General features: G+C 72.0%; 23 protein-coding genes. 10 read left to right on the top strand and 13 right to left on the bottom strand.

What is annotated here, in order from left to right; translation table 11 throughout:
- Positions 1-139 precede the first annotated feature (139 nt).
- Positions 140-634 carry a Fur family transcriptional regulator gene (locus ACFQ2V_RS07530; RefSeq protein WP_386052054.1) on the bottom strand — a complete coding sequence of 165 codons (495 nt, stop codon included), beginning with the start codon at positions 632-634 and terminating at the stop codon, positions 140-142.
- A gap of 257 nt (positions 635-891) precedes the next feature.
- Between ACFQ2V_RS07530 and tdh the strand changes: the two genes are divergently transcribed.
- Both tdh and ACFQ2V_RS07540 read left to right on the top strand, forming a co-directional pair.
- A complete protein-coding gene (tdh, locus tag ACFQ2V_RS07535) occupies positions 892-1,929 on the top strand; it encodes an L-threonine 3-dehydrogenase (RefSeq protein ID WP_386052055.1) in 1,038 nt (345 codons plus the stop codon).
- Positions 1,930-1,940: 11 nt separating this feature from the next.
- Positions 1,941-2,621: an alpha/beta fold hydrolase gene (locus ACFQ2V_RS07540; protein ID WP_386052056.1), complete on the top strand. Its 681-nt coding sequence runs from the start codon at positions 1,941-1,943 to the stop codon at positions 2,619-2,621.
- Here the strand turns inward: ACFQ2V_RS07540 and ACFQ2V_RS07545 are convergent.
- The 3 genes from ACFQ2V_RS07545 to ACFQ2V_RS07555 all read right to left on the bottom strand — a co-directional run bounded on the left by ACFQ2V_RS07545 (position 2,608) and on the right by ACFQ2V_RS07555 (position 3,874).
- Positions 2,608-2,985 (bottom strand): hypothetical protein, encoded by a 378-nt coding sequence (locus ACFQ2V_RS07545; RefSeq protein ID WP_386052057.1) that lies wholly within the window; start codon positions 2,983-2,985, stop codon positions 2,608-2,610. The genes ACFQ2V_RS07540 and ACFQ2V_RS07545 overlap by 14 nt on opposite strands.
- 174 nt (positions 2,986-3,159) lie before the next feature.
- Positions 3,160-3,603 (bottom strand): TIGR03668 family PPOX class F420-dependent oxidoreductase, encoded by a 444-nt coding sequence (locus tag ACFQ2V_RS07550; protein WP_386052058.1) that lies wholly within the window; start codon positions 3,601-3,603, stop codon positions 3,160-3,162.
- A gap of 22 nt (positions 3,604-3,625) precedes the next feature.
- Positions 3,626-3,874, bottom strand: a complete 249-nt coding sequence (locus ACFQ2V_RS07555) for an SCO4226 family nickel-binding protein (RefSeq protein WP_386052059.1) — start codon at positions 3,872-3,874, stop codon at positions 3,626-3,628.
- A gap of 168 nt (positions 3,875-4,042) precedes the next feature.
- Here ACFQ2V_RS07555 and ACFQ2V_RS07560 point away from each other — a divergent pair, with 168 nt between their 5' ends.
- A complete protein-coding gene (locus tag ACFQ2V_RS07560; protein ID WP_386052060.1) occupies positions 4,043-5,236 on the top strand; it encodes a glycine C-acetyltransferase in 1,194 nt (397 codons plus the stop codon).
- Between the two features lie 24 nt (positions 5,237-5,260).
- On the opposite strand, the gene ACFQ2V_RS07565 is transcribed toward ACFQ2V_RS07560, so the two are convergent.
- The 5 genes from ACFQ2V_RS07565 to ACFQ2V_RS07585 all read right to left on the bottom strand — a co-directional run bounded on the left by ACFQ2V_RS07565 (position 5,261) and on the right by ACFQ2V_RS07585 (position 9,472).
- Positions 5,261-7,000, bottom strand: coding sequence for a 2Fe-2S iron-sulfur cluster-binding protein (locus ACFQ2V_RS07565; RefSeq protein ID WP_386052061.1), 1,740 nt, complete (start codon positions 6,998-7,000; stop codon positions 5,261-5,263).
- Positions 6,955-8,004: an FAD:protein FMN transferase gene (locus tag ACFQ2V_RS07570; protein ID WP_386052062.1), complete on the bottom strand. Its 1,050-nt coding sequence runs from the start codon at positions 8,002-8,004 to the stop codon at positions 6,955-6,957. The genes ACFQ2V_RS07565 and ACFQ2V_RS07570 overlap by 46 nt, the downstream gene beginning before the upstream one ends.
- Before the next feature lie 6 nt (positions 8,005-8,010).
- Complete coding sequence (locus ACFQ2V_RS07575; protein ID WP_386052063.1) at positions 8,011-8,427, bottom strand: hypothetical protein; 417 nt, start codon at positions 8,425-8,427, stop codon at positions 8,011-8,013.
- Complete coding sequence (locus tag ACFQ2V_RS07580) at positions 8,424-8,858, bottom strand: hypothetical protein (protein WP_386052064.1); 435 nt, start codon at positions 8,856-8,858, stop codon at positions 8,424-8,426. The genes ACFQ2V_RS07575 and ACFQ2V_RS07580 overlap by 4 nt, the downstream gene beginning before the upstream one ends.
- Positions 8,859-9,016: 158 nt before the next feature.
- Positions 9,017-9,472 (bottom strand): pyridoxamine 5'-phosphate oxidase family protein, encoded by a 456-nt coding sequence (locus tag ACFQ2V_RS07585; protein WP_386052065.1) that lies wholly within the window; start codon positions 9,470-9,472, stop codon positions 9,017-9,019.
- A 149-nt stretch (positions 9,473-9,621) separates the two neighbouring features.
- Here ACFQ2V_RS07585 and ACFQ2V_RS07590 point away from each other — a divergent pair, with 149 nt between their 5' ends.
- Together ACFQ2V_RS07590 and ACFQ2V_RS07595 are read left to right on the top strand one after the other, a co-directional pair.
- Positions 9,622-11,664, top strand: coding sequence for an NAD(+) synthase (locus ACFQ2V_RS07590; RefSeq protein ID WP_386052066.1), 2,043 nt, complete (start codon positions 9,622-9,624; stop codon positions 11,662-11,664).
- 10 nt (positions 11,665-11,674) lie between these two features.
- The gene (locus ACFQ2V_RS07595; RefSeq protein WP_386052067.1) at positions 11,675-12,175 is read left to right on the top strand and encodes a GNAT family N-acetyltransferase; all 501 of its coding nucleotides are present in this window, start codon (positions 11,675-11,677) and stop codon (positions 12,173-12,175) included.
- 13 nt (positions 12,176-12,188) lie between these two features.
- On the opposite strand, the gene ACFQ2V_RS07600 is transcribed toward ACFQ2V_RS07595, so the two are convergent.
- Together ACFQ2V_RS07600 and ACFQ2V_RS07605 are read right to left on the bottom strand one after the other, a co-directional pair.
- Positions 12,189-14,342, bottom strand: coding sequence for a DEAD/DEAH box helicase (locus ACFQ2V_RS07600; protein ID WP_386052068.1), 2,154 nt, complete (start codon positions 14,340-14,342; stop codon positions 12,189-12,191).
- Between the two features lie 249 nt (positions 14,343-14,591).
- On the bottom strand, positions 14,592-15,317 hold the full coding sequence (locus ACFQ2V_RS07605) for a VIT1/CCC1 transporter family protein (protein ID WP_386052069.1): 726 nt from the start codon (positions 15,315-15,317) through the stop codon (positions 14,592-14,594).
- A 93-nt stretch (positions 15,318-15,410) separates the two neighbouring features.
- Here ACFQ2V_RS07605 and ACFQ2V_RS07610 point away from each other — a divergent pair, with 93 nt between their 5' ends.
- On the top strand, positions 15,411-18,650 hold the full coding sequence (locus tag ACFQ2V_RS07610) for a response regulator (protein WP_386052070.1): 3,240 nt from the start codon (positions 15,411-15,413) through the stop codon (positions 18,648-18,650).
- A 40-nt stretch (positions 18,651-18,690) separates the two neighbouring features.
- Here ACFQ2V_RS07610 and ACFQ2V_RS07615 read toward each other — a convergent pair whose 3' ends face one another.
- On the bottom strand, positions 18,691-19,350 hold the full coding sequence (locus ACFQ2V_RS07615) for a hypothetical protein (RefSeq protein ID WP_386052071.1): 660 nt from the start codon (positions 19,348-19,350) through the stop codon (positions 18,691-18,693).
- A 140-nt stretch (positions 19,351-19,490) separates the two neighbouring features.
- Between ACFQ2V_RS07615 and ACFQ2V_RS07620 the strand changes: the two genes are divergently transcribed.
- The 4 genes from ACFQ2V_RS07620 (at position 19,491) to ACFQ2V_RS07635 (ending at position 24,571) form a co-directional block, all read left to right on the top strand.
- Positions 19,491-20,228, top strand: a complete 738-nt coding sequence (locus tag ACFQ2V_RS07620) for a response regulator transcription factor (RefSeq protein WP_386052072.1) — start codon at positions 19,491-19,493, stop codon at positions 20,226-20,228.
- Positions 20,206-21,966, top strand: a complete 1,761-nt coding sequence (locus ACFQ2V_RS07625; protein ID WP_386052073.1) for a sensor histidine kinase — start codon at positions 20,206-20,208, stop codon at positions 21,964-21,966. Before ACFQ2V_RS07620 ends, ACFQ2V_RS07625 begins: the two co-directional genes overlap by 23 nt.
- A 161-nt stretch (positions 21,967-22,127) precedes the next feature.
- Positions 22,128-24,092, top strand: coding sequence for an ArnT family glycosyltransferase (locus tag ACFQ2V_RS07630; protein ID WP_386052074.1), 1,965 nt, complete (start codon positions 22,128-22,130; stop codon positions 24,090-24,092).
- 8 nt (positions 24,093-24,100) lie between these two features.
- Positions 24,101-24,571 carry a GtrA family protein gene (locus ACFQ2V_RS07635; protein ID WP_386052075.1) on the top strand — a complete coding sequence of 157 codons (471 nt, stop codon included), beginning with the start codon at positions 24,101-24,103 and terminating at the stop codon, positions 24,569-24,571.
- 92 nt (positions 24,572-24,663) lie between these two features.
- Here the strand turns inward: ACFQ2V_RS07635 and ACFQ2V_RS07640 are convergent, their stop codons facing one another.
- Positions 24,664-25,761 (bottom strand): MBL fold metallo-hydrolase, encoded by a 1,098-nt coding sequence (locus ACFQ2V_RS07640; RefSeq protein WP_386052076.1) that lies wholly within the window; start codon positions 25,759-25,761, stop codon positions 24,664-24,666.
- Positions 25,762-25,841 lie beyond the last annotated feature (80 nt).

The raw sequence follows: 25,841 nt of genomic DNA on the forward strand, positions 1-25,841 counted from the left end.
CACCGGGAGGTCTTCATCTGCCATGAAGGTCAGATCGTGTCGTCACACTGACTCGACCAACGTGACTGGGCATCACATCTAGCCCTCCCACTCGACATCGCCCGGACCGCAAAGTCTGGCCACTCGACGGTTGACGGGGTCAGGTGAGGCAGTCCTGGCACGTGCCGAGCAGGGCGGCGTGGCCGGTGTCGAGGACGAAGCCGAGGTCGGCGCGCAGCCGCTCGGCGACGTCGTCGAAGACCTCGGGCGCGACGTCGAGCACCTTGCCGCAGGCGTGGCACTGGACGTGGGCGTGGTGCCCGTGCGGCTGGTGGACCGTGTCGTGGTCGGCGTGATGTTGGGCCGGAACCGCGCTGAGGTGGTAGACGGTGGCAGCACCGCCCAGGTGCACGTGTGACAGCACGCCGGTGTCGACGAGCGAGGTGAGCGTGCGGTAGACGGTGGCGCGGTGCACGGCCGGCTCGAGCTCGGCCACGCGGGCGCCGATGTCCTCGGCGGTGAGGTGCTCGTCGCTGCGGTCGGCGGCGTCGACGACCCGCAGGACGGCATACCTCGCCGGGGTGAGGCGCTCGCCCGCCGCGCGCAGCAGGTCGACGGCCTGCTCGACACGCGCGCTCTCCGGTGGGTTCGTCACCCCGCCATCCTCGCAGCGCTCACGCCTCACCGGCGCCGCTGCGCAGGAAGGCCGGCACCGCCAGCACCCGCCGGTTCGTCGTGTGGTCGTGGGACTCGAGCGGCAGCGTCGTGAAGATCGCCGAGAGGTGGGCCCCTTCACCAGGAGTATTGCGCCGCCGGGCCCCCGTACATCGGTGTCTCCCCGCAAACGCACGCCGGGGGCCCCGGTCACCGCCCCCGAGACCAGGCCCGACGGCATACGGCAGACTCTCCCCCGTGCGTGCACTCACCAAGCTGTCCGCAGGCCCCGGCCTGGAGCTCGTCGAGCGTCCCGAGCCCGTGTGCGGGCCCGCAGACGTCAAGATCCGCGTGCTTCGCGCCGGCCTCTGCGGCACCGACCTGCACCTCGCGGGCTGGGACGACTGGGCCGAGTCGGTCGTCACGCCGCCGCTCGTGATCGGCCACGAGTTCTACGGCGAGGTCGTCGAGGTCGGCGAGGACGTCACCGACGTCAAGGTCGGCGACCGGGCCTCCGGCGAGGGCCACATCGTGTGCGGCACGTGCCGCAACTGCCGCGCGGGCCGACGCCACCTCTGCATCCGCACGCAGGGCATCGGCGTCAACCGTGACGGCGCGTTCGCCGACTACGTCGTCATCCCGGCGAGCAACGCGTGGGTGCAGCCGGCCGACCTCGACCCCGACCTCGGCGCCGTCTTCGACCCGCTCGGCAACGCGACCCACACGGCGCTGCAGTGGCCGATGGTCGGCGAGGACGTCGTCATCACCGGCGGCGGCCCCATCGGCGTCATGGCAGCCGCCATCGCACGGCACGCCGGCGCCCGCTACGTCGTCGTCAGCGACGCGAGCGACTACCGCCTCTCGCTCGCCGAGGCTGCCGGTGCCGACCTGACGATCAACGTCACCCGCGAGAGCCTCGCCGACGCCCAGCGGCACCTCGGCATGAAGGAGGGCTTCGACATCGGCCTCGAGATGTCGGGGGCCGCGCCGGCAGTCACCGACCTCATCACCAACATGAACCACGGCGGCCGCATCGCGCTGCTCGGGCTGCCGCACCAGTCCTACGACCTCGACTGGGGCAAGGTGATCACCCACATGATCACGCTCAAGGGCATCTACGGCCGCGAGATGTACGACACCTGGTACGCCATGTCGCAGATGATCGCGACGTCCGAGCATCTCCGCGCCGCAGTCGCCCAGGTGATCACCCACCGGTTCAAGGCCGAGCAGTGGGAGGAGGCCTTCGAGACCGCACGGTCCGGCCAGTGCGGCAAGGTCGTCCTCGACTGGAGCTGAGGGTTTCTCGTATGCCGTCCGCTGCCGACCCGAGTGCGCGTCCCCGGCCGCTCGTCCTCCTGCACGGGCTGGGTCAGTCGCCCATCGCGTGGCAGGACTTCGTGTCGGCGTTCGGTGCCGGCCGTCCGATGAACGCCCCATGGATGCGGGGCCTGAGGCCCAGGGACCCCGTCGGATTCGACCTCGTGGCCGCGGCCGCCGGGGTCGCCGACGAGCTGGAGCTGCAGGGCGTCAGGCAGGCCGACTTCGTCGGGGTCTCGGTCGGTGCGAGCGTCGCGCTGCGCCTCGCCGTCGAGCGGCCCGAGCTCGTCGGTCGGCTCGTGCTCGGCGGCACGCTCGTGCGCCCCTCGAAGGGCGCGCTGCGCATGCAGCGGCTCGCCATGCGGCTCGTCCCAGAGAGCAAGCTCGTCGACGCCGGGGTCTCCCGCCCGCGGATGCTCGCGGTGCTCGAGGCGCTCAAGGGCTTCGACGGCACCGAGTCGCTGCGCGAGGTCACGGCGCCCACCCTCGTCGTGGCGGGCTCGAAGGACAAGGCAGGCGTCACCGCCGCCCAGCACCTCTCGCAGCAGCTGCCGACGGCGCGGCTGCAGGTCGTCGAGGGCGCCGGGCCGCTGCTCAACACCGAGTCCGCGCGCGAGCTGGCCGACCTCACCCACGCGTTCCTCGACGAGCAGTCCCTCAGCAGAGGTTGATGCCGCCGGCGTCGAGAAGCTCGGCGACGACCTGCTCGTCCGTGACCGCCGGCACCATCCAGTCCTTGCCGGCGACGGACTTGACGCCCGCCTTGCACTCGAACGTGCTGACCCGGCGGTCGAGCTGCACCGCCTCGTCGTAGAAGGCGGCCTCGACCTGCCTGCCCTTCGACGTGCACGCGATCCTGTGCTCCGCCAGCGAGCCCGTCGAGTCACCGCTCGACGGGCAGACGAGCTCGGCGACGACGGCCCAGGAGGGGTGCGCGGCGGCTTCGGGCGACTGGCTCGGGGAGCTGCCACCACAGGCGGCCAGGGCCAGCGCGCAGGCAGTGACAGCGCAGGCGGGAGTCAGACGTCGGAGCACGAGAGCGTTCCCTGAGGGTGGGGGATGGAGGGCGGGCCGGGCGGGATCACCGCGCCGAAACCCGAACAACCCTAGTGGGGCAGCACGCCCGGGCCCCAGTCGAGACAGCGCACCCGAGCGTGGGTGAGTGACCGAGTCGACACGTGGAGCGACCTGGCCGGGACGGGCGCGACGTCAGCCTCGGCGGCCCGGCGCTCGCCGCGAGTGCTCCCACGACGACCAGTGCCGCACGTCCACCCGGACGAGTGGACCTCCGGGGCGGTCGGTCGCGTACTGCGGGTACTTCGCGACGAGGGCGTCGAGGACCGCGCCGGTGTCGTCCGGGCCGTCCGCTCCGACCTGGACGACGGTCGCGTCGCCGTCGGCCCGGACCCACCACAGCTTCGTCCAGTCGTCGTCGTAGTGGTCGACGAGCAGGCTCACCGCCGGCTGGGCCTCGATGTTGGCGAGGCGGCGCAGCGCACGGGTCGACTTCGGCTTGTGGTCGACCGCGCTCCAGACGACGTCGCCCCGCACGACGAAGACGATCGGCACCAGGTGCGGCGCACCATCGGCACCGACCGTCGCCAGCCGGGCCACCCGGGCTGCGGCGAAGCGGTCACGGTCCTGCTGTCCCATGCACCGAGGCCAGCTGGGGCCGTCAGGCGGTGACCGTGATCTCGTGGATCTCGTCGGCGGGGTGCCCGGCACGCTCGTGAATGCGCTGCACGGCCTCGGCGCTCGGCCCCTCCGACAGGCAGAAGACGTGACCCGTGTTGGGGTCGGCCCAGGCGTGCTTGAAGTTCACGCCCTCGTCGTCCTGGATGTCGAGGTCGGCCTGGTGCGCCGCCAGGAGCGCCTCCGAGGTGACGCCGGGCATGTTGGTGTGCACGTCCATGAACTCGGGCATGTTCTCGCCTCACTGGTCTCACTCCCCCGAGGAATGGATGCGCCTCACGCTACGCCTCGATGTCACCCCCCGCGGCGACTTGGCAGAGGTCGCGGCGCACACCGCGGGGCATACGCTGGGTGGCGCCACAAGCACCCCGTCATGCCACCCGACCCACGAAGGACACCGATGTACGGCTCCGTGAAGGACGAGATCACCGCGACGCTCCAGGAGATCCGCGAGGCCGGTCTCTACAAGAGTGAGCGAGAGCTGACGTCGCCCCAGTCGGCGCACGTAACGACGCTCAAGGCCGACGCCCTCAACTTCTGCGCCAACAACTACCTCGGCCTCGCCAACGACCCCGGTGTCGTCGAGGCCTCGAAGAAGGCCCTCGACGAGTGGGGCTTCGGGATGGCATCGGTGCGCTTCATCTGCGGAACCCAGACGCTGCACACCGCCCTCGAGGCGAGGATCAGCGAGTTCCTCGGCACCGAGGCGACGATCCTCTACTCATCTTGCTTCGACGCCAACGGAGGCGTCTTCGAGGTGCTCTTCGGCGCCGAGGACGCGATCATCAGCGACGAGCTGAACCACGCCTCGATCATCGACGGCGTGCGCCTGAGCAAGGCGATGCGCTACCGCTACAGGAACGCCGACGTGACCGACCTGCGGGCGCAGCTCGAGGCGGCGCAGGCGGCCGGTGCCAAGCGCAAGGTCGTCGTCACCGACGGCGTCTTCTCGATGGATGGCTCGTACGCCCCGCTCGACGAGATCTGCGACCTGGCAGAGGAGTTCGGTGCGATGGTCTTCGTCGACGACTCGCACGCGGTCGGCTTCGTGGGTGACGGCGGCCGGGGCACCCCCGAGCTGTTCGGGGTGCAGGACCGCGTCGACATCGTCACCGGCACGCTCGGCAAGGCCCTCGGTGGCGCGAGCGGAGGCTACGTCGCGAGCCACCGCGAGATCGTCGAGCTGCTTCGGCAGCGTTCGCGTCCCTACCTGTTCAGCAACTCGGTCGCCCCGGCCGTCACGGCGGGCTCGATGGCCGCGCTCGAGCTGATCGAGGGCTCGGCCGAGAAGCGGGAGGTCCTCAAGGCCAACACCGCGCTGTTCCACACGCTGATGACCGAGGCCGGTTTCGAGCTGCTGCCGGGCACGCACCCGATCCGCCCCGTCATGTTCCCCGGCGAGGACGGTGCCCGGCGCGCCGCCGAGATCGCCGACCACATGCTCGGCAACGGCGTCTACGTCATCGCCTTCAGCTTCCCCGTCGTGCCCAGAGGCAAGGCCCGCATCCGGGTGCAGCTCTCTGCTGCCCACTCGGAGGCCGACGTGCGCGCGTGCGTCGACGCGTTCGTCGCGGCACGCGACGCCGTCGGCTGAGGCACCTGCCAGGCGAGCCCCCGCCTACACCTGACGGGCCGCCGTGCTCCCTCCCGGCACGGCAGCGAACACCGCTGTCGCGTCGGCGGGGTCGTAGCTGACGCAGGCGCCGGGGCCGGTCGCGCGCGCCTGGCAGGTGAGCACCTGACCGGCCGCCCGCTCGTCGGCGGTCAGCTCTCCGGCGCCGGGGTCGACGTCGCCCGAGGTCACCCGGGCGACGCAGGTGCCGCACGAGCCGGCCATGCACGAGTAGGGCAGGTCGAGCCCGGCGCGCAGGCCCGCCTCGAGGATGGAGTCCGCGCCGCCCTGCACGACCTCGCTGGCAGCCCCGCCCGCGACGATGGTCAGGGGCGTGCCGTCGGTGGAGGGCCCGACCGACAGGTCGGGTGCGGCACCTCGGTCGAACGACTCGGACCGGATTCGGTCGGCGGGCACGCCCGACTCGATGAGGTGCGACTTCACGCCCGAGACGAACCCGCCCGGGCCGCAGAGGAAGGCGTCGTCGACCTCACCGAGCCGCAGCGGCTCGAAGTCGGAGTGGGCGAGGCGCTCTGCGTCGAGGCGCCCGTGTCGCACGGCCTGCTCGGCCAGGCCCTCGGGCGTCTCGATCGGACGGCTGAACTGGTGCACGACCGTCAGCCGCCCGTCGGTGGTCTGGGCCAGCTCGTCGATGGCGTCGGCGAGCATGACGCTGTCGGGGCCCTTGTTGCCCACGAGCAGCACGGCGCGGCTGTGCGGCTCGAGGTGCAGCACGCTCTTGAGGATCGAGAGCACCGGGGTGATGCCACTGCCGGCCGCGACGCCCAGGACCCGGCGACGGGCGAGGGCGTTGAGGGCGGTCGTGAACCGGCCGGCGGGCGGGGCGACCTCGAGGGTGTCGCCCTCACGGAGGGTGTCGACGATCCACGGGGAGACGGCGCCGCCGTCTGCGCGCCGGACGGCGATGCGCAGCTCGCCGTCCGCGAGGCCGCTGCAGATGGAGTACTGACGGGTCACCGGCCTGCCCTCGACCTCGCGACGCAGCGAGAGGAACTGTCCGGGCTCGAAGCGGAAGTCCTCCGCGTGCCGCTCCGGCACCTCGAACGACACGGAGACCGAGTCGGCCGTCTCGCGCCGCACCTCGCGCACGGTCAACGGGTGGAACGCCGCACCGGCGATGCCGGCGGCCCCGGCGGCCGGGGTCGCCAGGGACGTGGACTGCGGGCCGCTCGCGGCGGGCGCGCCGGCGAGCACGGGCTTGCGGCGACCGGCGAGCAGGCGGTAGGTCGCCAGGAAGAGGTACGCGCCGGCGGCAACGACCGCGAAGACCTTGACGAAGAGGCCACCGGCGTCGGTGCCGGCGGTGAGGGTGTGGATCGTCGTCAGCACGAACACGCCGTGCGCGGACGCGTGCACCCAACGCCACAGGCGGTCGGGGATCCACCGACGCGTCCAGCTCGTCACCGAGATGGCCACGAGCAGGTACATGGCCACGACGCCCCAGGCCACGGCGGCAGGGCGGAACGACGACGCGAGCGGCACGAGGATGTCGGACGGCCCGAACGCGCTGTACTCGTCGAGCACCAGCCCGGTCAGGTGCACCCCCGTGAAGACGACCGTGAGCGCGCCGAGGGCGCGGTGCAGGTCGAGAAGCCAGGCCGGCGCCGCCCGGTTGCCGAACACGCGTGTCGACAGGACCAGGCCCCAGAGGACCGTCAGGGAGACGAGGACCCAGGCCGTCAGCCCGCTCGAACGGGCGATGTACCACCAGAGCTTGTCGTCCATGGTGAAAACCTCTCGTAGTCGTGCGTGGTGAGCACCTCTCCCGAGGAGAGGGTGATGCGGGCGTCGAGGGCGTGCCGAGCGAGCAGGGCCAGGCCCTCGTCGGCGCCGGCGACGACGACCGCCTTGGCGAAGACCTCGGCCCAGAGCGTCTGCGAGGCGACGACCGTCACGCTCGCGACTCCGGTGTCGGCGGGTGCACCGGTGCGGGGGTCGATGAGGTGGTGGGCGCGACGCCCGGTGGCGTCCGCCCACGAGCGCTTGAGCACGCTCGAGGTCGCGACCGCTCCGTCGACCACGCCGACGACCGACCCGGGGCCCTCGGGCGCGAACGGGTCCTCGACCTCGACGGCCCAGAGGCCGTCGGACGACCAGCCCCGCGCGCGCACGTCGCCACCGGCGTTGACACAGGCCCCGTCGGCCCCGAGCCCCACGAGCTCGGCGGCGAGGAGGTCGGCCGTGCGCCCCTTACCGATGCCGCCGAGGTCGATCCGGCACCCGGCGGGCAGCCGCACGGCACCGTCGTCCACCTCGACGTCGAGCGGTTCGCGGGTGGCTCGGCTGTGCGCGTCGGCCTCGGTGTCGTGTTGCCCGACTGCCACCTGCGGGACGGCCTCGTGGGGGCCGGTGCCGAGCAGCTCGAAGCTCCGGTCGTAGCCGGCGTGCACGAGGTCGTCGTGGACGCGCGGGTCGAAGAGTCCCCCGGTCACGTCGTACGCGTGCACCGCGATGCCGAGCAGCGACGCGGTCTCGGGCTCGACGGCCGTCCACGCCCCCTCGGCCGCGTTGAGGCGCGACAGGTCGCTGTCGGGCCGGAACCGCGACCACGCCTGCTCGAGGGCCTCGACGCGCTCGCGGGCGTGCCCGAGCAGGGTGTCCGCGTCACCACCGGCGACGACGACGTGGAAGTCGCTGCCCATGGCCCGGAAGCCCACCTCGGCCAGAGGAGGGGCGATCGGTGGCAGCACGTCGGCCAGCTGCGGAAGGTCGCTCGGTGAGCTGACCACGGCGGCTCAGCTCCCGGCGGACTTCGTCGCCGGAGGGGGTGGGGCGGCCGGGGCCGCAGCCGCCCTGGGCGCCGCGGCGGGAGCCGGCGACGAGGACGACGACGACGACCCGGAGGACCCGGCAGAGGCGCCGACGACGGAGCCCGTCGCGCCCGCGCTGCCGGCGGAGACGTAGACCTTCTTGTGCACGACCTTCGTCACGACGCGCGGCGTCGCTGCCGCCGCCTTGGCCTTCTTCTCGTATGCCGCCTGGGCTGCGTTCCACGCGGTCATCTCGGCCGCCTTGTGGCGCGCCTTCTCGAAGGCCTCGGTCCGACCGTCGTGGTGGATCGCCGTCACGGCCAGCACCGTGCCTGCGACGCTGAGGCCCGACACGACGATGCGTGACGCGGAGGCGGGGTGCGTGTGACGTCCCCTGCTCATCGGCGTACCTCGTCGTCGTCGGAGCCGCCAGAGCTGCCAGAGCTGCCAGAGCTGCCAGAGCTGCCAGAGCTGCCAGAGCTGCCAGAGCTGCCAGAGCTGTGGCCGGAGTCGTCGCCACCGTGACCTGAGTCGTCGACGGCCGGGGCAGCGGGCGCTGCCGGCACAGCCGGAGCGGGGGCTGCAGCCGGGGCGACCGCCGCAGGCGCAGCGGGCGTGGCGGGCGCGGCGGGCGCCGGGACGACGACCTTGTCGACGACGACCTTCGTGCGCACGACCGTGGGCTGCTGGGATGCCACGGCGACGGACGCGGGGCGCGGTTTCGGGACCTCCGGCAGCTGCGGCTCACTGGCGAAGGACCAGGCCGCGAAGGCGCCGCTGCCGGCTATGGAGACGGCCGCCGTCGCGGCGGCCAGAGCATGTCGGTGCTCCATCAAGGGACTCCTTCAGGTGGGTATAAATCGTCCAACGTAGGGACGGCCCGAGGCCGGGTCAAAGTGCGGGAGCAAACGGTCGGAGCGCCCATTCGCGGACGTTTCCGGGCAAACCTCCGCTCCGCGCAGCGGCGAGTCGGCGGCGCATTCAGCGGCGTCTAGACAGGCGGGTCCGAGGGAAGGTCGCGCAGCCACGGGCGGGTCAGCCGGAAGCGGCGCCCCGAGATCTCGTCGACCTCGATGGCGACCACGACGGTCTTGGGGGTGCCCACCCAGGGCCGCACCGGCAGACGCTCGGCGACGTAGGCGGCCTGTCCCTCGAGCACGTGCGCTCGCCCCCGGCAGATGACACTCGTCGCGTGCTCGCCCGAGATGTCGTCGACCTCGAAGGCGACGTCGCTGTTCGACGTGACGCCGAAGAGCTTGCTGCCCTCGGACGTCATGAAGACGAGGCGCTCGCCGTCGACCGCGTAGTTGACGGGGACGATGTGCACCTCTCCGACGAGGTGGAAGGCGAGGCGACCGAGCTCGCGCTCGCGCAGGAAGCCCCACGACTGCTCGGGGTGCAGCTCCTGGACCGTGCTGCTGGACGGGTCGTGCATTGTGTCGGACATGGTGGCCTCCTCCGGGTCGCATCGGGCGGCAGCTCGACTACTACATAGTGTAGTAGATTGGCCACGGGTATGGCAGCCCTCGCGGCGAGGCCCGCGTCACACGTGCGTCGTTCGTCGAGCGATGTCTCCCGTGCGATTGACTGGGGCCCATGGACTTCTACAGCTCCTACGCCCAGGGTTTCGCCCGCGTCGCCGCCTGCACGCTGCCCATCGTCGCGGTCGACCCCGAGCGCAACGCCGACGCGGTGGTCGCCGAGGCCCGCGACCTCGCCGACGAGGGTGTGGCGCTCGCGACCTTCCCCGAGCTGTGCCTCTCCGGCTACGCCGTCGACGACCTGTTCCTGCAGGACCCCCTGCTCGACGCGGTCGACGACGCGCTGGCCCGCATCGCCGAGGCCACCGCCGACCTCACCATCGTGCTCGTCGTCGGCGCGCCGCTCGAGAAGGGCTCACGCGTCTACAACTGCGGCGTCGTCATCCACGCCGGGCGCATCATCGGCGTCGCCCCGAAGTCCTACCTGCCGACCTACCGCGAGTTCTACGAGCGGCGGCACTTCGCGCCGGGCGACGACCAGCGTGGCCAGACCATCGACGTCGCGGGTGACCGGGTGCCCTTCGGTCCCGACCTGCTGTTCAGAGCCACCGACGTGCCCGGCTTCGTGCTGCACGTCGAGGTGTGCGAGGACATGTGGGTGCCGGTGCCGCCCAGCCACGAGGCGGCGCTGGCGGGCGCGACCGTCCTCACCAACCTCTCCGGCTCGCCCATCACGGTGGCACGCGCCGAGGACCGCCACCTGCTCGCCCGCAGCGCCTCGACCCGCTGCCTCGCGGCCTACCTGTACGCCGCGGCGGGCGAGGGCGAGAGCTCGACCGACCTGTCGTGGGACGGCATGACGATGGTCTACGAGAACGGCGCGCTGCTCGCCGAGAGCGAGCGCTTTCCCGACGGGCCCCGCCGGTCGGTGGCCGACATCGACCTCGACCTGCTCCGCCAGGAGCGGCAGCGCCAGGGCACCTTCGACGACAACCGCCGCACGCTCGCCCACCGCACCGACGGGTTCCGCACCATCGAGCTCGAGCTCTCGCCGCCGTCGGGCGACATCGGCCTGCTCCGCAAGGTCGACCGCTTCCCCTTCGTGCCCGACGACGAGGAGAGGCTCGCGCTCGACTGCTACGAGGCGTACAACATCCAGGTCTCGGGGCTGGAGCAACGGCTGCGCGCGATCGGCCAGCCGAAGGTCGTGATCGGCGTCAGCGGGGGCCTCGACTCGACGCACGCCCTCATCGTCGCGGCCAAGGCGATGGACCGGCTCGACCGCCCGCGCAGCGACATCCTCGCCTTCACGATGCCCGGCTTCGCGACGAGCGACCACACGAAGAGCAACGCGATCGCACTGATGGACTCGCTCGACGTCACGTGGGAGGAGCTCGACATCAAGCCTGCCGCGACGCAGATGCTCACCGCGATGGGCCACCCGTTCGGCCGGGGCGAGGAGGTCTACGACGTGACCTTCGAGAACGTCCAGGCGGGGCTGCGCACCGACTACCTCTTCCGCATCGCCAACCAGCGCGGCGGCATCGTCCTCGGCACCGGCGACCTGTCCGAGCTCGCCCTCGGCTGGTGCACCTACGGGGTCGGCGACCAGATGAGCCACTACGGCGTGAACTCCGGCGTGCCGAAGACCCTGATGCAGCACCTCATCCGCTGGGTCGTCTCGTCGAGCCAGTTCGAGGACCCCGTCGGCGAGACGCTCATCTCGATCCTCGACACCGAGATCTCGCCCGAGCTGGTCCCCGCCAAGGAGGGCGAGAAGCCGCAGAGCACCCAGGCCAGGATCGGGCCGTACGCGCTGCAGGACTTCACGCTCTTCCACGTGCTGCGCCGCGGCTACCGTCCGTCGAAGATCGCCTACCTGGCCTGGAACGCGTGGCGCGACAGCGAGGCGGGGGAGTGGCCCACCGGCTACCCGGAGGCCGAGCGGAGGGCATACGACCTCGAGACGATCCGGCACTGGCTCGAGGTGTTCGTCAAGCGCTTCTTCGCCAACCAGTTCAAGCGCTCGGCGCTTCCCAACGGCCCCAAGGTGGTCGCCGGGGGCTCGCTCTCGCCGCGCGGTGACTGGCGTATGCCGTCCGACGCGACCTCGGTGGCGTGGTTGAGTGAGCTCGACGCGAACATGCCTGAGAAGTAAGGAAACCCGAGTGGCAAGTGCAGTGAAGGTCCGTGACTACGCCGATGCGGACTGGCCGCAGGTGTGGCCCATCATCGAGCAGGTCGTCCGGGCCGGCGACACGTTCCCGTACCCGACCGACCTCTCCGAGGCGGACGCCCGGGCGATCTGGCTCGAGAACGGCCCCGGCGGCCGGGCGAGCGTCGCCGTCGACGGTGACCGCGTGCTCGGCACGGCCAAGATGGGGCGCAACCGGCCCGGCCCCGGGGCGCACGTCTCGACGGCCAGCTACATGGTCGCCGCCGACTCCCGGGGTCTCGGCGTCGGTCAGGCGCTCGTCATCGACTCGATCCAGTGGGCACGCGAGTCCGGTTTTGCCGCAATGCAGTTCAACGCCGTGGTGGCGACGAACAAGAGCGCGGTGCGGCTGTACGAGAGCCTCGGCTTCACGGTGATCGGCACGGTGCCGCGGGCCCACGAGCTGCCCTCGGGCGAGCGCGTCGGCCTCAGCATCATGCACCTCGACCTCTGAGGCCGAGCGTGCGTCAGGCCTCGGCGAGCGAGCGACGCAGCAGCTCGACGAGCGCGTTCAGCTGCACGGTGTCGCCGCTAGCCACGTCGACGTCCGAGCCGTCGAGCGCCCGGGCCGCGAGTCCCTGCTTGGCGTCGATGAGCTCGGCGATGCGCGAGTCGATGGTGCCCGCCGCGAGCAGGCGCCAGGCCGTGACCGGCTCGTCCTGACCGATGCGGTGCACGCGGTCGATGGCCTGCTGCTGCTCGGCAGCGGTCCACGACAGCTCGGCGAGCACGACGTTGGACGCCGCGTGGAGGTTGATGCCCACGCCGGCGGCGAGGAGCGAGCAGACGGCGACGGAGACCTCGGGGTCCTTCTGGAACGCGTCGATCGCGTCGGTGCGCTGCTTCGTGGTCTGGTCGCCGCGGATCGACACCGTGCGCAGCCCCGCATCGGCGAGCACCTGCTCGGCGCTGTCCATGACGTCGATGTGCTTGGCGAACAGCACGACCTTGCCGACCGAGTGCGACAGCTGTGCGGCGTAGTCGGCGGCGAGGCGCGCCTTCGCCTGGCCGATGCGTCGCACGAGGCTGAAGACGCTCTCGGTCTTCTTGCCGTCGGACTTCTCGCCGGCGCCGGCGCGCAGCTCCGATGCGGCGACGCGCCGCATCAGTGCCTCGTCGGGCTCGCCCGGGACCTCGGTCGCGTTGGCCTCGGCGAGGAAGGCGCGGTAGCGGCGGGCGAGCTTGTCGCCCAACGCCTTCTCGGCCGCCCGGATCGAGCGACCGAGGTCGTCGTCGAGCTCGACCGTGATGTCGGCGATGCGCTTGTCGGGCAGGTCCTTCGCCACGTCGACCTTGCGGCGTCGCACGATGCCCTGGTCGATGACGACCTGGCGTGCCTCGGGGTAGAAGCCGCGGTCGGCCGGCGTGAGGCCGATGTCGTCGAGCCGGCGCACGATCTCGGGGGCGGGCTTGCCGTCCTTGATCCAGCCGAGGAACCGCCAGATCGCGTCGAAGTCCTTGACGTCGTTGATGAGTGGCGTGCCCGTGAGGGCGATGAGCAGCGGGTTGCCGCCGGGCGCCGTGGCCCGGAGCCGGTCGCCGAGGGCGAGCACCTGCTGGGATCGCTGCGACCCGAGGTTCTTGATGAAGTGGGCCTCGTCGACGACCATCGACCGGAAGCCGAAGCTCGAGAGCCACGCGAAGTGCCGGTCGAGGATCTCGTAGTTGACGACGAAGACGTCGGCGAAGGCGTCGACGTCGTTGCCGTCGCCGTGGATCACGGTGACCCGACGCTGCGGCGTCCACCGCTCGACCTCGCGGGCCCAGTTGATCTTCACGACGTTGGGCACGACGGCGAGCATCGGGTAGGCGCCCGCGATCGAGGCCGCCATCACCGACTGCGCCGTCTTGCCGAGGCCCGGCTCGTCGGCGAGCAGGAAGGTGCGGTGCCCCTCCTGGACGCTCTGGAGGAAGCGCGACTGGTGGACCATGAGCTGCGACCCGGGCGGCGAGAAGCGGTCGATCTGCGGCTTCGGCGGCAGTGCCATCGTGGCCGCCTCCCCGCCGGCGCCCTGCTCGAAGGCGCGGTAGAGCGGGCTGAGGAGGTCCCACCCGGCGAGGCGCCCCGGCAGGTACTGCTGCTCGGCGCGGCCGAGGTCCGGCGTGAGGAACGGGTTGGCGAGCGCGCGCGACGGCACCGACTGCGGCGTGACCTGGCGCGCCGCGATCTGCGGGGGCACGACCGGTCGGGGCGGCTCCGGCGCCTGGATGACGAGGTCCTCCTCGGCGAGCTCGGCGCCCGACTCGAGCAGCCAGTCTCGGCGCATCTGCTGGGCGGCCGGACCCGGCTTGGCGTTCGCGTCGAGCAGGGTCAGCAGGCTCGTGTCGCGAGCGGCGATCTGCGCGAGGATCGTCGCGATGCCGTCGAGGCGCTTGAGCAGGTCGGCGCGGGTGCCGCCGGGGATCGAGGCGTCGTCGCGCACGCGGGCCCGTTCGGAGCGCATCAGCAGGGCCACGACGAGGAACTTGGTGCGGTTCGTCGGGCTGGCCTTGCCCTTGCTCGACACCCGCGACTCGACCTCGCGGACCCGCCGGGCGAGCACGGGGATGAGCGGCGCAGGGTCGTCCTTGCGCTGGTTCTGGCCCTGGCCGTCGGGGCGGCGGCGGACGCGCGTTGCCATGTTCCTCCTGATGACGCGGCGGACGCGGGCCCGATGCCCGGAACGGCACCCCCACCCAGATGGAACAGGTGACGCGGTGTCGGCGGCGGACTCGGCCCGAGTCCCGGTGGACGCGCCATCGCGCGCCCGACGTCCCCTGCCGGATCCGGCGTTGGCGCCACGGACGGGCGCTGGGACACCTTGACTCTACAGCCCGCTGGGCGTGGTCGGTGCCGTATGCCGTGTGCGTCGTCGCGAGGGCCGGCCCGCTCAGCCCAGGCTGACCCCGACGAGCGCGCCGATGGCGTACGTGACCCCCATGGCAGCGAGCCCCCCGGCGACGTTGCGCGCGATGGCGCGCGGCACCGGACTGCGACCGAGCCGGGCGCTGACCCAGCCGGTGAGCGCGAGGGCCGCGGCCACGCTGACCACCGTCACGTGGATGCGTACGCGCTCGGGACTGAACGTGATGGTCAGCAACGGCAGGAGGGCACCGACCACGAAGGCCACCATCGACGCCCCGGCGGCGTGCCACGGGCTGGTGAGGTTCTGGGGGTCGATGCCCAGCTCGACCTCGGCGTGGGCGGCAAGGGCGTCGTGCGCCGTGAGCTCGCGGGCGACGTCGGTCGCCAGGCCCCGGCTCAGCCCCTTCGCCTCGTAGAGCTGTGTCAGCTCCTCGAGCTCGCCGTCGGGGTCGTCACGCAGCTCCTGCCTCTCGAGCCGGATGAGGGCGCGCTCGGAGTCGCGCTGGGTGCTGACGGAGACGTACTCGCCCGCGGCCATCGACATGGCCCCGGCGGCGAGGGCCGCGATGCCGGCGAGCACGATGGCACCGCGGTCGTCGGTCGCGCTCGCGAACCCGACGACGACCCCGGCCGTCGAGACGATGCCGTCGTTGGCCCCGAGGACTCCGGCCCGCAGCCAGTTGAGCCGGGCGCCGACGCTGTCGTCGTGCGGCTCCTCACGGGCGTCGAGGGCGTCAGGGGAGTCGGTCACGCGGGCTCCGATCGAAGGGGGCTGGTCGACCCGATCGTAGGTCTGTGGGGCGACATCCGGGCGCGGGGGCCCGGAATGGGCGAGGATCGTGTCATGTCGGATATTCCGGACGAGTGCGGCGCAGGGAAGGACGACCTCTTCGGCTGGATGGTCACCGCGTCCCCCGACGGACTCTGGGTCTTCGACGAGGACGGCCGCACGCTCTACGCCAACCCACGGATGGCCGAGATGCTGGGCCGCGACCCCGACGACATGGTGGGCTTCTCGGTCTTCGACGCGGTCGACGACGTCGGCAAGGGGCAGTTCCGGCAGCACCTCGACGAGCTCGTGACGCGCGGCGAGCCGGGCGACAACCTCGAGTGCAGCCTGCTCGACGCCCACGGCGCGCGCTTCTGGGCCCTCGTGTCCCACACGCCCCTGGTCGACGACACGGGCAGTCGGCGCGGCTGGATGCACCGGGTCAGCGAGCACAGCGCCGAGCGGAAGCTGCTCGACCAGCTGGCCGAGGCGCAGGCCATCGCGAGGATCGGCAGCTGGGAGTGGGACGTCGGCAACGACCGCGTGTCGTGGTCCGACCAGCTCTATCGCATCTACGGCATGGACCGCAGCGAGCTGGCCCCGACCTACGAGGGCTTCCTCGCCCGCATCCACCCCGACGACCGCGCCCACGTCGCCGACACCGTCGGCGCGGCCATCGCTTCGGAGGACTCCTTCGAGTTCGACGCGCGGGTGCTGCGCACTGGCGGCGAGGTCGGCTGGATCCGCGGACGTGGCCTCGTCACGCGCGACCTCGAGGGCAACGCCGTCCGCATGGGCGGCACGGCGCACGACATCACCGAGCAGAAGGACGCCGAGCAGGCCCTCGGTCTCGTCACCGCGATGGCGACCGCCGCCAACGAGTCGGCGACCCTGGATGAAGCGCTGCCGGCCGTGCTCGTGGAGGTGGCCCGGCACACGACCTGGCGGCCCGTCCTCGCGACGGTCGTCGACGCGGAGGGCGGTCTCGGGAAGCCGATCCTCGCCGTCGACGGCACCGAGACGAGCAGCCTCCCGGTCGACATCGGCCTGCAGTTCGCCGCGCGGGCAGCCGCTGACCGCACCGTCGTGGCCGACGCCTCAGCCGCCGGATCGGTCATCGTGGCAGTGCCGGTCATGGCCGAGGACCGCGTCGCCTGCGTCGTCGTGCTCGACATGCGCAGCACGGCCCCGCCCGTCGCCTCCGACGCCGCGACCATCACGCAGATCACCGCGCTCCTCGCGCGGGTGGCCGACCGCGAGTGGACCGCGCAGCGGCTCGCGCACGCCCGCGACGCGGCCATGGAGGCCTCGCGCGCGAAGTCGGAGTTCCTCGCGACCATGAGCCACGAGATCCGCACACCCCTCAACGGCGTCATCGGCCTCTCCGAGCTGCTCGGCCGCACCGAGCTGACCCCTCACCAGCGACGGCTCTCCGACGGCATCGACCAGGCCGGCCGGGTCCTGCTCGAGCTCGTCAACGACATCCTCGACCTGTCCAAGATCGAGGCCGGCCGCCTCGAGCTCGAGTCCGTCGACTTCGACCCCGCGGCGGTCCTCGAACGAGGAGTGGCCCTGCTCGCCGAACGGGCCCGCGCCAAGTCGCTCAACCTGTCCGTCACCCACGCGGCGGAGGTGCCGCTGATGGTCTCGGGCGACCCGGTGCGCTTCGGGCAGGTCGTGGCCAACCTCACCACCAACGCGGTGAAGTTCACCGACTCGGGCAGCGTCTCGGCGCACCTGTCGCTCGAGCGCCAGACCCCTGCCGGCCCGGTGCTGCGCGTCGAGGTCACCGACACCGGCCCGGGCATCTCGCCGGAGGTGCGCTCGCGGCTCTTCGAGTCGTTCTCGCAGGGTGACTCGTCGACGACGCGCGAGTTCGGCGGCACCGGGCTCGGCCTCTCCATCAGCCGACAGATCGTGACGGCGTTCGGCGGGGAGATCGGCGTCGACAGCGAGCCCGGGCGCGGCAGCACGTTCTGGTTCACCGCTGCCTTCGCGACCGCGGCGACCAGAGGGCTCGGCCGCACCGAGTCGCAGGTGGCGGCCGTCTCGGGCCTGCGCGCGCTCGTCGTCGGGGCCAACGCCGCGCACCGGCAGCGGGTCGAGGAGCAGCTGGCGGCCTGGTCGATGACGGTGGCGTCCGCGTCCACGGGTGTCGACGGGCTCGTGCAGCTCGACCGCGCCGAGCGCGGCGGGTCGCCGGTCGACGTCGTCGTGCTCGACGACCCGGGCTCGGGCGCCGGCGGTCTCCAGATCGCCCGGATGATCCGCTCCGACGGGCGGTTCGCGGGCGTACGCCTCGTGCTCGTCTGTGCCCACGTGCCGCCACCCGACCCGACGGCCCTCACCGACTCAGGGGTCGACTCGACGCTCACCGCACCGGTCATGCCATCGGCGCTCTTCGACACCATGGCCGACGTCGCCGGCCGTCACCTCGTGCTGCCCGGTGCCGTCAGCGCCGTGACGGTCGTCGTGTCTCCGGAGGCGGACGGCCCGCTGGGCACCGTCCTCGTCGTCGAGGACAACGACATCAACCAGCTCGTGGCCAAGGGCATCCTCGAGAGCCTCGGGTATGCCGTCGTGCTCGCGAGCAACGGCGTCGAGGGGGTCGCGGCGCACCATGAGCACGGCGGCGAGCTGGCCGCCGTGCTCATGGACTGCCAGATGCCCCAGATGGACGGCTACGAGGCGACGCGCGAGATCCGGGCGCAGGAGCCGACCGGGCGGCGGCTGCCCGTCATCGCCATGACGGCCTCGGCGATAGCGGGCGAGCGCGAGCGGTGTCTGCAGGCGGGCATGGACGACTTCCTCACCAAGCCGATCGACGTCGCGCTGCTCGCCTCGACCCTGCAACGGTGGACCGGGGCGACCCGGGTGCGACGGTCGCAGGCCGCCGGCCCGGACGACGCGCAGCAGCCCGTGGCCCGTGCCGCCGAGTCTGACCAGCCTGCCGGTGCCGCGGTCCTCGACGACCGCCGTCTCGCCGAGCTGCGCGACCTCGAGCCCGGGGACCCTTCGCTGCTGCTCCGCTTCATCGACCGGTTCGGCGACGGTGCGCGCCAGCGCGTCACCGACCTGCGGGCCGCCCACGCCGACGGTGACGCCGAGAGCCAGGGCCGGATCGCCCACGGCCTCAAGGGATCTGCGTCCAACCTCGGCGCCTCGCTGCTCGCCGACGTGTGCAAGCAGGTCGAGGACCTCGGCGCCGCCGGGCGCCTCGCCGACGAAGCCCTCGTCGCCCGGGTCGAGGACGAGGTCGACCGGGCGACGAGGGCGCTGGAGGGGTACGCAGCCGAGATCCGCGCGCTGCACTGAGCCGGTGCGGGCCCGGACCCGCACCGCAGACACGCGTCGGTCAGGTGCTCTTCGCGCCGCCGGTGCCGGAGCTGCGCCCAGAGCCCTGACCCGAGCCGCTGCCGCCCGAGAACGGGTCGATGTTCTGGTCGAGCTGCTTGAGCAGGTCCTGCGGGTCGAGCTGGCTCAGCGGGTTCGGGTCGAGTCCGCCGAGACCACCGCCGGGAACACCGTTCTGCAGGTTCGGCAGCTGCTGGCCGTTCGGGTTCTGCTGCCCGAAGCCGCCCTGGCCGGTACCGCCCGGGAACTGGAGGCTGCGTCCGCCGCCGGGGCCGCGGAACGAGTCGCCGCCCGTCGAGCCGGCGGGCACCGCGGCAGCAGCGCCGATCGCACCCACCGCCGCCAGCACGATCGCGAGGCCGGCGGTGACGGCGGTCTTCTTCGCGCTCCAGCGTCGGCCCGTGCCGTCACCCACCCCGCTGTCGGCGATGGGGGCGTTGCCCGTGGAAGCCGGCGTGCCGGCATACGCGTAGGGGGTGGACGGGGGCGTGACGGGCAGCTCGCCCGTCGGCGGGGCGGCCGGCAGCAGCTGCGTGTCGTCGGTGTGCTGCACCGACGGTGCCACCGGCACGGACTGGGTCTCCGGCGCGTTCGGGTCGAACTGCGGCAGGCTCGGCCGCCGCTGTTCGGCCGGCCCCGGATTGGTGGACTCGTTGCTCATGACGGCAACGGTCGAACCGCCGGCTGTGGTGGTGCTGTGGCAGACCCGTCGGCGGGCTGGGTCTTCGGGACAGAGAGCCCACAGGATTCGCACAGGGATGTGCTGGTCATCCCACAGTCCGACGGGCTTCACTGGGTGACATGAGCGAGAAGACCAAGCCCGCAGCGGCCCGCCTCCAGCGCCTCGACGGCTCCCCGGTGCGCGTGCTCGTCGTCGACGACGAGGCCAACCTCACCGAGCTGCTCGGGATGGCCCTGCGCTACGAGGGGTGGGACGTGCGCGCCGCCGGCACCGGCATGGAGGCCGTGCGCGCCGCGCGCGAGTTCGACCCCGACGCGGTCGTGCTCGACATGATGCTGCCCGACTTCGACGGGCTCGAGGTGCTGCGGCGGATGCGTGCCGACAACAGCAACGTGCCGGTCCTGTTCCTCACGGCCAAGGACGCCGTCGAGGACCGCGTCTCCGGCCTCACCGCGGGCGGCGACGACTACGTCACGAAACCGTTCTCCCTGGAGGAGGTCGTGGCCCGCGTGCGCGCACTGATGCGGCGCACCACCGTCGCGGTCTCGTCGTCCGACTCGGTGCTCGTCGTCGGTGACCTCACCCTCGACGAGGACAGCCACGAGGTGATGCGGGCGGGTGACGAGATCCACCTGACCGCAACGGAGTTCGAGCTGCTTCGCTACCTCATGCGCAACCCCAGGCGCGTGCTGTCGAAGGCGCAGATCCTGGACCGCGTCTGGAACTACGACTTCGGCGGCCAGGCCAACGTCGTCGAGCTCTACATCTCGTACCTCCGCAAGAAGATCGACGCGGGGCGCGACCCGATGATCCACACCATGCGAGGAGCCGGTTATGTCCTCAAGCCGGCCGTCTGACGCGAACACCGACAGCGCCGAGAGCGCCCGCAGCCTCGACCGACCCGACCCCGCCGACCTCCCGGAGGCCGACGGTGCACCGACCCCTGACCTCGGTTCGTCGGTCGGCTTCAGCGACGAGCCCACCGACGGGTCCGCCGACGGCACGCGTACGTATGCCGTCCCGCTCGCTCCCGCGGCCGGGTTCCCTCTCGAGGTCGACCCGGAGGAGGACGACCGCCGCAGCCTGAGGGAGCGCGTCTCCGACGCCCGGGACCGGGCGCGGCCGTGGTCGGCCTGGACGCTGCGCGCCAAGCTCGTCGCCTCGATGCTCGCCCTCTTCACCGTTCTCAGCCTGCTCACGGGCGCCTTCACCGTCGTGGCCCTCCAGCGTCAGCTGATGAGCCAGGTGGACGACCAGCTGAACACGTCGATCACCCAGCTGGTGGCGAGCCACAGGCCGATCAACCTCTCGGGCGACGAGAACGACAACCTGGGGCCGCGCGGCCCGGGTGACGAGGGGCTCGTCGCCTACTTCCCCACGAAGCCGACGGACGACGTCCCCGGGCCGAGGGGCGCCGCCACGTCCGACGCACACCGGCGCACGAGCCTGACGACCGCGCAGCTCTCCCAGATCGGCGCGGCAGGCATCACGTCCGAGCCCAGGATCGTCACCATCGAGGGGCTCGGCCAGTACCGCGTGCTGTCGGCGTACGAGCCCCTGATCAACCAGGCGACCGGTGCGCGCACGACGGGCGCACTCGTCATCGGGCTGCCGGTCGAGCAGCAGCAGCGCACGATCCAGCGGATGATCGTCCTCGCGCTGTCGACCGCGGGCGCGGGTGTCATCCTCGTCGCGGTGCTCGGCACCTGGTTGGTGCGGCGCAACCTCGAGCCGCTGCGCCGGGTCGCGGCGACGGCCACCAAGGTGTCGCGCATGCCGCTGCACTCGGGCAAGGTCGCGCTCGCCGAGCGCGTCGACGCGGCCGACACCGACACACGTACCGAGGTGGGCCAGGTCGGCGCCGCCTTCAACGAGATGCTCGACCACGTCGACGAGGCCCTCAACGCCCGCCACCAGAGCGAGCAGCGAGTGCGCCAGTTCGTCGCGGACGCGTCGCACGAGCTGCGCACGCCACTCGCGTCGATCAAGGGGTATGCCGAGCTGTCGCGTCGTGAGCCGAATGCCGTCCCGCAGACGGTGACCCACGCGATGGGGCGCATCGAGTCCGAGGCGAACCGGATGAGCTCCCTCGTCGAGGACCTCCTGCTGCTCGCGCGGCTCGATGCAGGGCGCCCTCTCGACGAGGCACCCGTCGACGTCTCGATGCTCGTCATCAACGCGGTGAGCGACGCGCACGCCGCCTCACCCGGCCACCGGTGGGACCTCGACCTGCCGCCCGAGCCGGTGGAGGTCCGTGGTGACGCCGCCCGCCTGCACCAGGTGGTCGCCAACCTGCTCGGCAACGCCCGCACGCACACGCCCGACGGCACCCGCGTCACGACGTCGGTGCGGCCCGAGGGCGAATGGGTTCGGGTTGCGGTCCACGACGACGGTCCCGGCGTGCCGGATGCCTTGCAGCCCAACGTGTTCGAGCGTTTCGCCCGAGGCGACGACGCCCGCGTCCGGGCCGGCGGCAGCACCGGCCTCGGTCTCTCGATCGTGGCCGCGGTGAGCAAGGCCCACGGCGGACGCGTGGAGCTCGACAGCAAGCCGGGCGACACGACCTTCTCGCTCCTGCTTCCCGCCGCCGTCTGAAGCCCGACCAGACCCCGGAAGCCTCGCCGCGGCGCAGTCTCCGGGTCTTCTGCGTGTCCCGGAGACCGGAAGTGCGCCCGGGCCGCGCTGGCGCGGTTGCTCATTCCCGCACCAAAGTCGGGTCATAGGAACGGCACAGCCGCGAGCCCGAACGTTGGGCCATGGACACGATGACCCTCACCACCACGGGCACGGCGGGCGGCTCGGCACCGGCGCCCTCGGGGCCGGCAGACCCGCGCCCCCAGACCTTCCCGACGCCCGCCGCCGCCCGTGCGGGTCGCCCGAACCGCCTCCGGCGCCTGTGGCGCGGACCGGGCGCGGACCCGGGGTGGGCACGTCCGGCGATGTTCGGCCTCCTCCTCGCGACGCTCGTGCTCTACACGTGGAACCTCACGGCGAGCGGCTACGCGAACTCCTTCTACTCCGCTGCGGTCCAGGCCGGCGCCGACAGCTGGAAGGCCTTCTTCTTCGGCAGCTCCGACGCCGCCGGCTCGATCACCGTCGACAAGCCCCCGGCTTCCCTCTGGGTGATGGCCCTGTCGGTGCGCGTGCTCGGCCTCAGCTCGTTCGCGATCCTGCTGCCGCAGGCCCTGATGGGCGTTGCGACGGTCGGTGTCGTCTACGCCACGGTCAAGCGCCAGTTCGGTGCGGCCGCGGGACTCATCGGCGGCGCCGTCGTCGCGCTCACGCCAGTGGCGGCCCTGATGTTCACCTTCAACAACCCGGATGCCCTCCTCACCCTCCTCATGGCCCTCGGCGCCTGGGCCACGGTCAAGGCGATCGAGCAGGCATCGCCCAGGTGGATGATGATCGTCGGCGTCTTCATCGGTCTCGGCTTCCTCACCAAGACGCTCCAGGTGCTGCTCGTCGTGCCGTTCTTCGGCCTCGCCTACCTCATCGCGGCCCCGACGATCCTGCGCAAGCGGATCGCCCACTCCCTGCTCGCGGTCGGGGCGCTGGTGCTGTCGGCCGGCTGGTGGGTCGCGATCGTCGAGCTCATCCCGGCCTCGGCACGCCCGTACATCGGTGGCAGCCAGACGAACTCGTTCCTCGAGCTGACCTTCGGCTACAACGGCCTCGGCCGCATCAACGGCGACGAGACCGGCTCGGTCGGCGGCGGCGGTGGCGGCGGCAACTGGGGCGCGACCGGGCTCTTCCGGATGTTCTCGTCGAGCGTCGGCGACCAGATCTCGTGGCTCATCCCGAGCGCGCTCGTGCTGCTCGCGGCCGGCCTGTGGTTCCGTGGCCGTCGCCCCCGCACCGATCTGCGCCGCGCGGCCTATGTCGTCTGGGGCGGCTGGCTCGTCGTGACGATGCTCGTCTTCTCGTTCATGGCGGGGATCTTCCACGAGTACTACACCGTGGCCCTCGCTCCCGCCGTCGGCGCGCTCGTCGGCATGGGGGTGGTCGAGGCCTGGCAGCGTCGCGCCGACGGCCTCGGAACGGTCGTCCTCGCGGTCGCGACCGCGGCGGCGGCGACCTGGGGCTTCCTCCTCCTCTCGCGCACCACGGCATACGGCGACTGGCTGCGCATCTCGGTGCTCACGGTCGGTATGGCGGCCGCCCTCCTCATCCTGGCCACGCGCTGGATGCACGTGCGCGCCGTGCCGCTCGTGCTCGCCGGGGCGCTCGTGGCGGGCCTCGCCGGCCCGGGGGCGTATGCCGTGTCGACGACGGCACAGGGGCACGCCGGGTCGATCGTGACCGCGGGTCCGGCCGGTACGAGCCGTGGACCGGGCGGCATGGGCGGCCTGCTCAACGCCGAGACGCCCAGCACGGCCGTCGTCGCTGCCCTCTCCGCGAACGCCGAGAAGTACACCTGGGTTGCCGCGGCGATCGGCTCGCAGACCGCGGCCGGTCTCCAGCTGGGGACGCAGCTGCCCGTCATGGCGATCGGCGGGTTCAACGGTTCCGACCCGAGCCCGACGCTCGCCCAGTTCCAGCAGTACGTCGCCGACGGCAGGATCCGCTACTTCGCAGGCGGTGGACGTGGCTTCGGCAACCAGAACGGTGGCAGCAGCGCCTCCTCCGAGATCAGCGCCTGGGTGCAGTCCAGCTTCACCGCGGTCGAGATCGACGGCTCGACGTTCTACGACCTGACCCAGCCCGCGTCGTCGGCGCAGTGAGCGCGGTCATGACTGACATCCGCACCGGCGAGGTCACCCGCGTGGCCCCGCCGGTGGCGCGGATCCGACTGTCACGACAGGTGATCCGGTTCGCCGGGGTCGGGGCGCTCTCGACCGTCCTGCACCTCGGCCTCTTCGCAGGGCTCGAGCACGCGGGGCTGGGGTCGCAGCTCGCCAACGGCCTCGCGCTCGTCGTCGCGACAGTCTTCAACACGGCCGTCAACCGGGCATGGACCTTCGGCGTCACCGGGCGCGAGCGCATGGTGTCGCACCACGGCCAGGCTCTCGTCATCTTCGCGATCACGTATGCCGCCACGTCCCTCGCGCTCGCCGTGCTCGGTCGCGTCGCGCCCGAGTCCGGAACTGCGGTGCAGACCGCTGTCGTCGCCGTCGCGAACGTGCTGTCCACGGCCGTCCGGTTCGTCGCGATGAAGCGGTGGATCTTCCGCCCGACGGAGGCACCATCCACCGACGCCTGACCGTCAACGAGCGCCATCCGAAAGGGCACTCCGTCACGTGACGGAGTGCCCTTTCGACTGGGGGGTGGGGTGAGGGGCGCCCTGATCGGGCTTCAGTCGCGGTCGCCGTCTGCGGCGCAGGACTCCCACCAGGGGTCCTGGTGGGCTGAGACCACCTCGTCGATGTCGTTGCCGCTCAGCTCGATCCGCGTGCCGACCTTCGGTGCGACGAGCCGCACACCGCTCTCGGCGGCGGCGCGGCGGGCCCACCGGATCGGCTCGCTCCACCAGTGGGTCGCGAGGTTGAAGGTGGCCCAGTGGATCGGCAGCATGACCGAGCGGGTCTCGCCCTTGTTGACGTCGAGGTGCGCCTCGATCGCCTGGGCCGGGTCGAGGTGGATGTCGGGCCAGTGCACGCTGTAGGCGCCGATGGGGATGATCGTCAGGTCGAAGGGCCCGAGGTCGGCGCCGATGTCGGCGTAGCGGTGGGTCGGGCCGGAGTCGCCGCCGAAGAAGACGGCGTGCCGCGGGCCGCGCATCGACCAGGCCGCCCAGAGCGTCTGGTTGCGCACGAAGCCACGACCGGAGAAGTGGCGCGCCTCGCAGCACGTGAGACGGATGCCGGCGACCTCGGTCTCCTCGCGCCAGTCGAGACTCGTGATCCGCCCCGTCGGCACGCCCCAGGCGCGCAGGTGCTCGTCGACGCCGAGGGGCACGACGTAGTGCGGCCGGTGGGTGCGCTCGAGCTGGCGGATCGACGGCTCGTCGAGGTGGTCGTAGTGGTCGTGACTGATGACGACGGCATCGAGGTGCGGGATCTCCGCGATGGAGCCGGGCACCGGGTGCAGCCGCTTCGGCCCGGCGACCACCGACGGCGAGGCGCGGTTGCCGAAGACGGGGTCGAGCAGGAAGCGTCGGCCGTCGAGCTCGACGACGCTCGTCGCGTGGCCGTACCAGGTGACGGCGAGGTCGGCCGGCTCGTGAGGGTGGCGCGGCGAGACGAGTGGCACGGTGCCCCGGGGGCGCCCGCGGCCGAACTCGCGCACCATCGTCATGAGCATGCTGCCGGGGCCCTCGGCCTCGGAGGTGGCCACGACGTGCGTCGGCTCGTGCGAACGGAACTCGCCGTCGCGGTAGTTCGGGGAGCCGGTGGCGCGGGTTCGCTGGGTCGCGGTCGAGGCGCCCATGCGACGGAGGATCGGGAGCTGCACTGGCTTCTCCTGCCTGTCGTGCATCACGGTCGGTGACCCGGGGGGTGGGCCACCGTCATTCTCGTCCAGCGACGGGCGAG

The sequence above is a fragment of the Terrabacter terrigena genome (assembly GCF_042676085.1).
Lineage (GTDB): Bacteria > Actinomycetota > Actinomycetes > Actinomycetales > Dermatophilaceae > Terrabacter > Terrabacter terrigena.

Coding starts and splice junctions, on each gene's coding strand:
- ACFQ2V_RS07540 (WP_386052056.1), top strand. CDS start 1,941: ATGCCGTCCGCTGCCGACCCGAGTGCGCGTCCCCGGCCGCTCGTCCTC.
- ACFQ2V_RS07550 (WP_386052058.1), bottom strand. CDS start 3,603: ATGGGACAGCAGGACCGTGACCGCTTCGCCGCAGCCCGGGTGGCCCGG.
- ACFQ2V_RS07555 (WP_386052059.1), bottom strand. CDS start 3,874: ATGCCCGAGTTCATGGACGTGCACACCAACATGCCCGGCGTCACCTCG.
- ACFQ2V_RS07560 (WP_386052060.1), top strand. CDS start 4,043: ATGTACGGCTCCGTGAAGGACGAGATCACCGCGACGCTCCAGGAGATC.
- ACFQ2V_RS07565 (WP_386052061.1), bottom strand. CDS start 7,000: ATGGACGACAAGCTCTGGTGGTACATCGCCCGTTCGAGCGGGCTGACG.
- ACFQ2V_RS07575 (WP_386052063.1), bottom strand. CDS start 8,427: ATGAGCAGGGGACGTCACACGCACCCCGCCTCCGCGTCACGCATCGTC.
- ACFQ2V_RS07580 (WP_386052064.1), bottom strand. CDS start 8,858: ATGGAGCACCGACATGCTCTGGCCGCCGCGACGGCGGCCGTCTCCATA.
- ACFQ2V_RS07585 (WP_386052065.1), bottom strand. CDS start 9,472: ATGTCCGACACAATGCACGACCCGTCCAGCAGCACGGTCCAGGAGCTG.
- ACFQ2V_RS07590 (WP_386052066.1), top strand. CDS start 9,622: ATGGACTTCTACAGCTCCTACGCCCAGGGTTTCGCCCGCGTCGCCGCC.
- ACFQ2V_RS07600 (WP_386052068.1), bottom strand. CDS start 14,342: ATGGCAACGCGCGTCCGCCGCCGCCCCGACGGCCAGGGCCAGAACCAG.
- ACFQ2V_RS07610 (WP_386052070.1), top strand. CDS start 15,411: ATGTCGGATATTCCGGACGAGTGCGGCGCAGGGAAGGACGACCTCTTC.
- ACFQ2V_RS07615 (WP_386052071.1), bottom strand. CDS start 19,350: ATGAGCAACGAGTCCACCAATCCGGGGCCGGCCGAACAGCGGCGGCCG.
- ACFQ2V_RS07620 (WP_386052072.1), top strand. CDS start 19,491: ATGAGCGAGAAGACCAAGCCCGCAGCGGCCCGCCTCCAGCGCCTCGAC.
- ACFQ2V_RS07625 (WP_386052073.1), top strand. CDS start 20,206: ATGTCCTCAAGCCGGCCGTCTGACGCGAACACCGACAGCGCCGAGAGC.
- ACFQ2V_RS07630 (WP_386052074.1), top strand. CDS start 22,128: ATGGACACGATGACCCTCACCACCACGGGCACGGCGGGCGGCTCGGCA.
- ACFQ2V_RS07635 (WP_386052075.1), top strand. CDS start 24,101: ATGACTGACATCCGCACCGGCGAGGTCACCCGCGTGGCCCCGCCGGTG.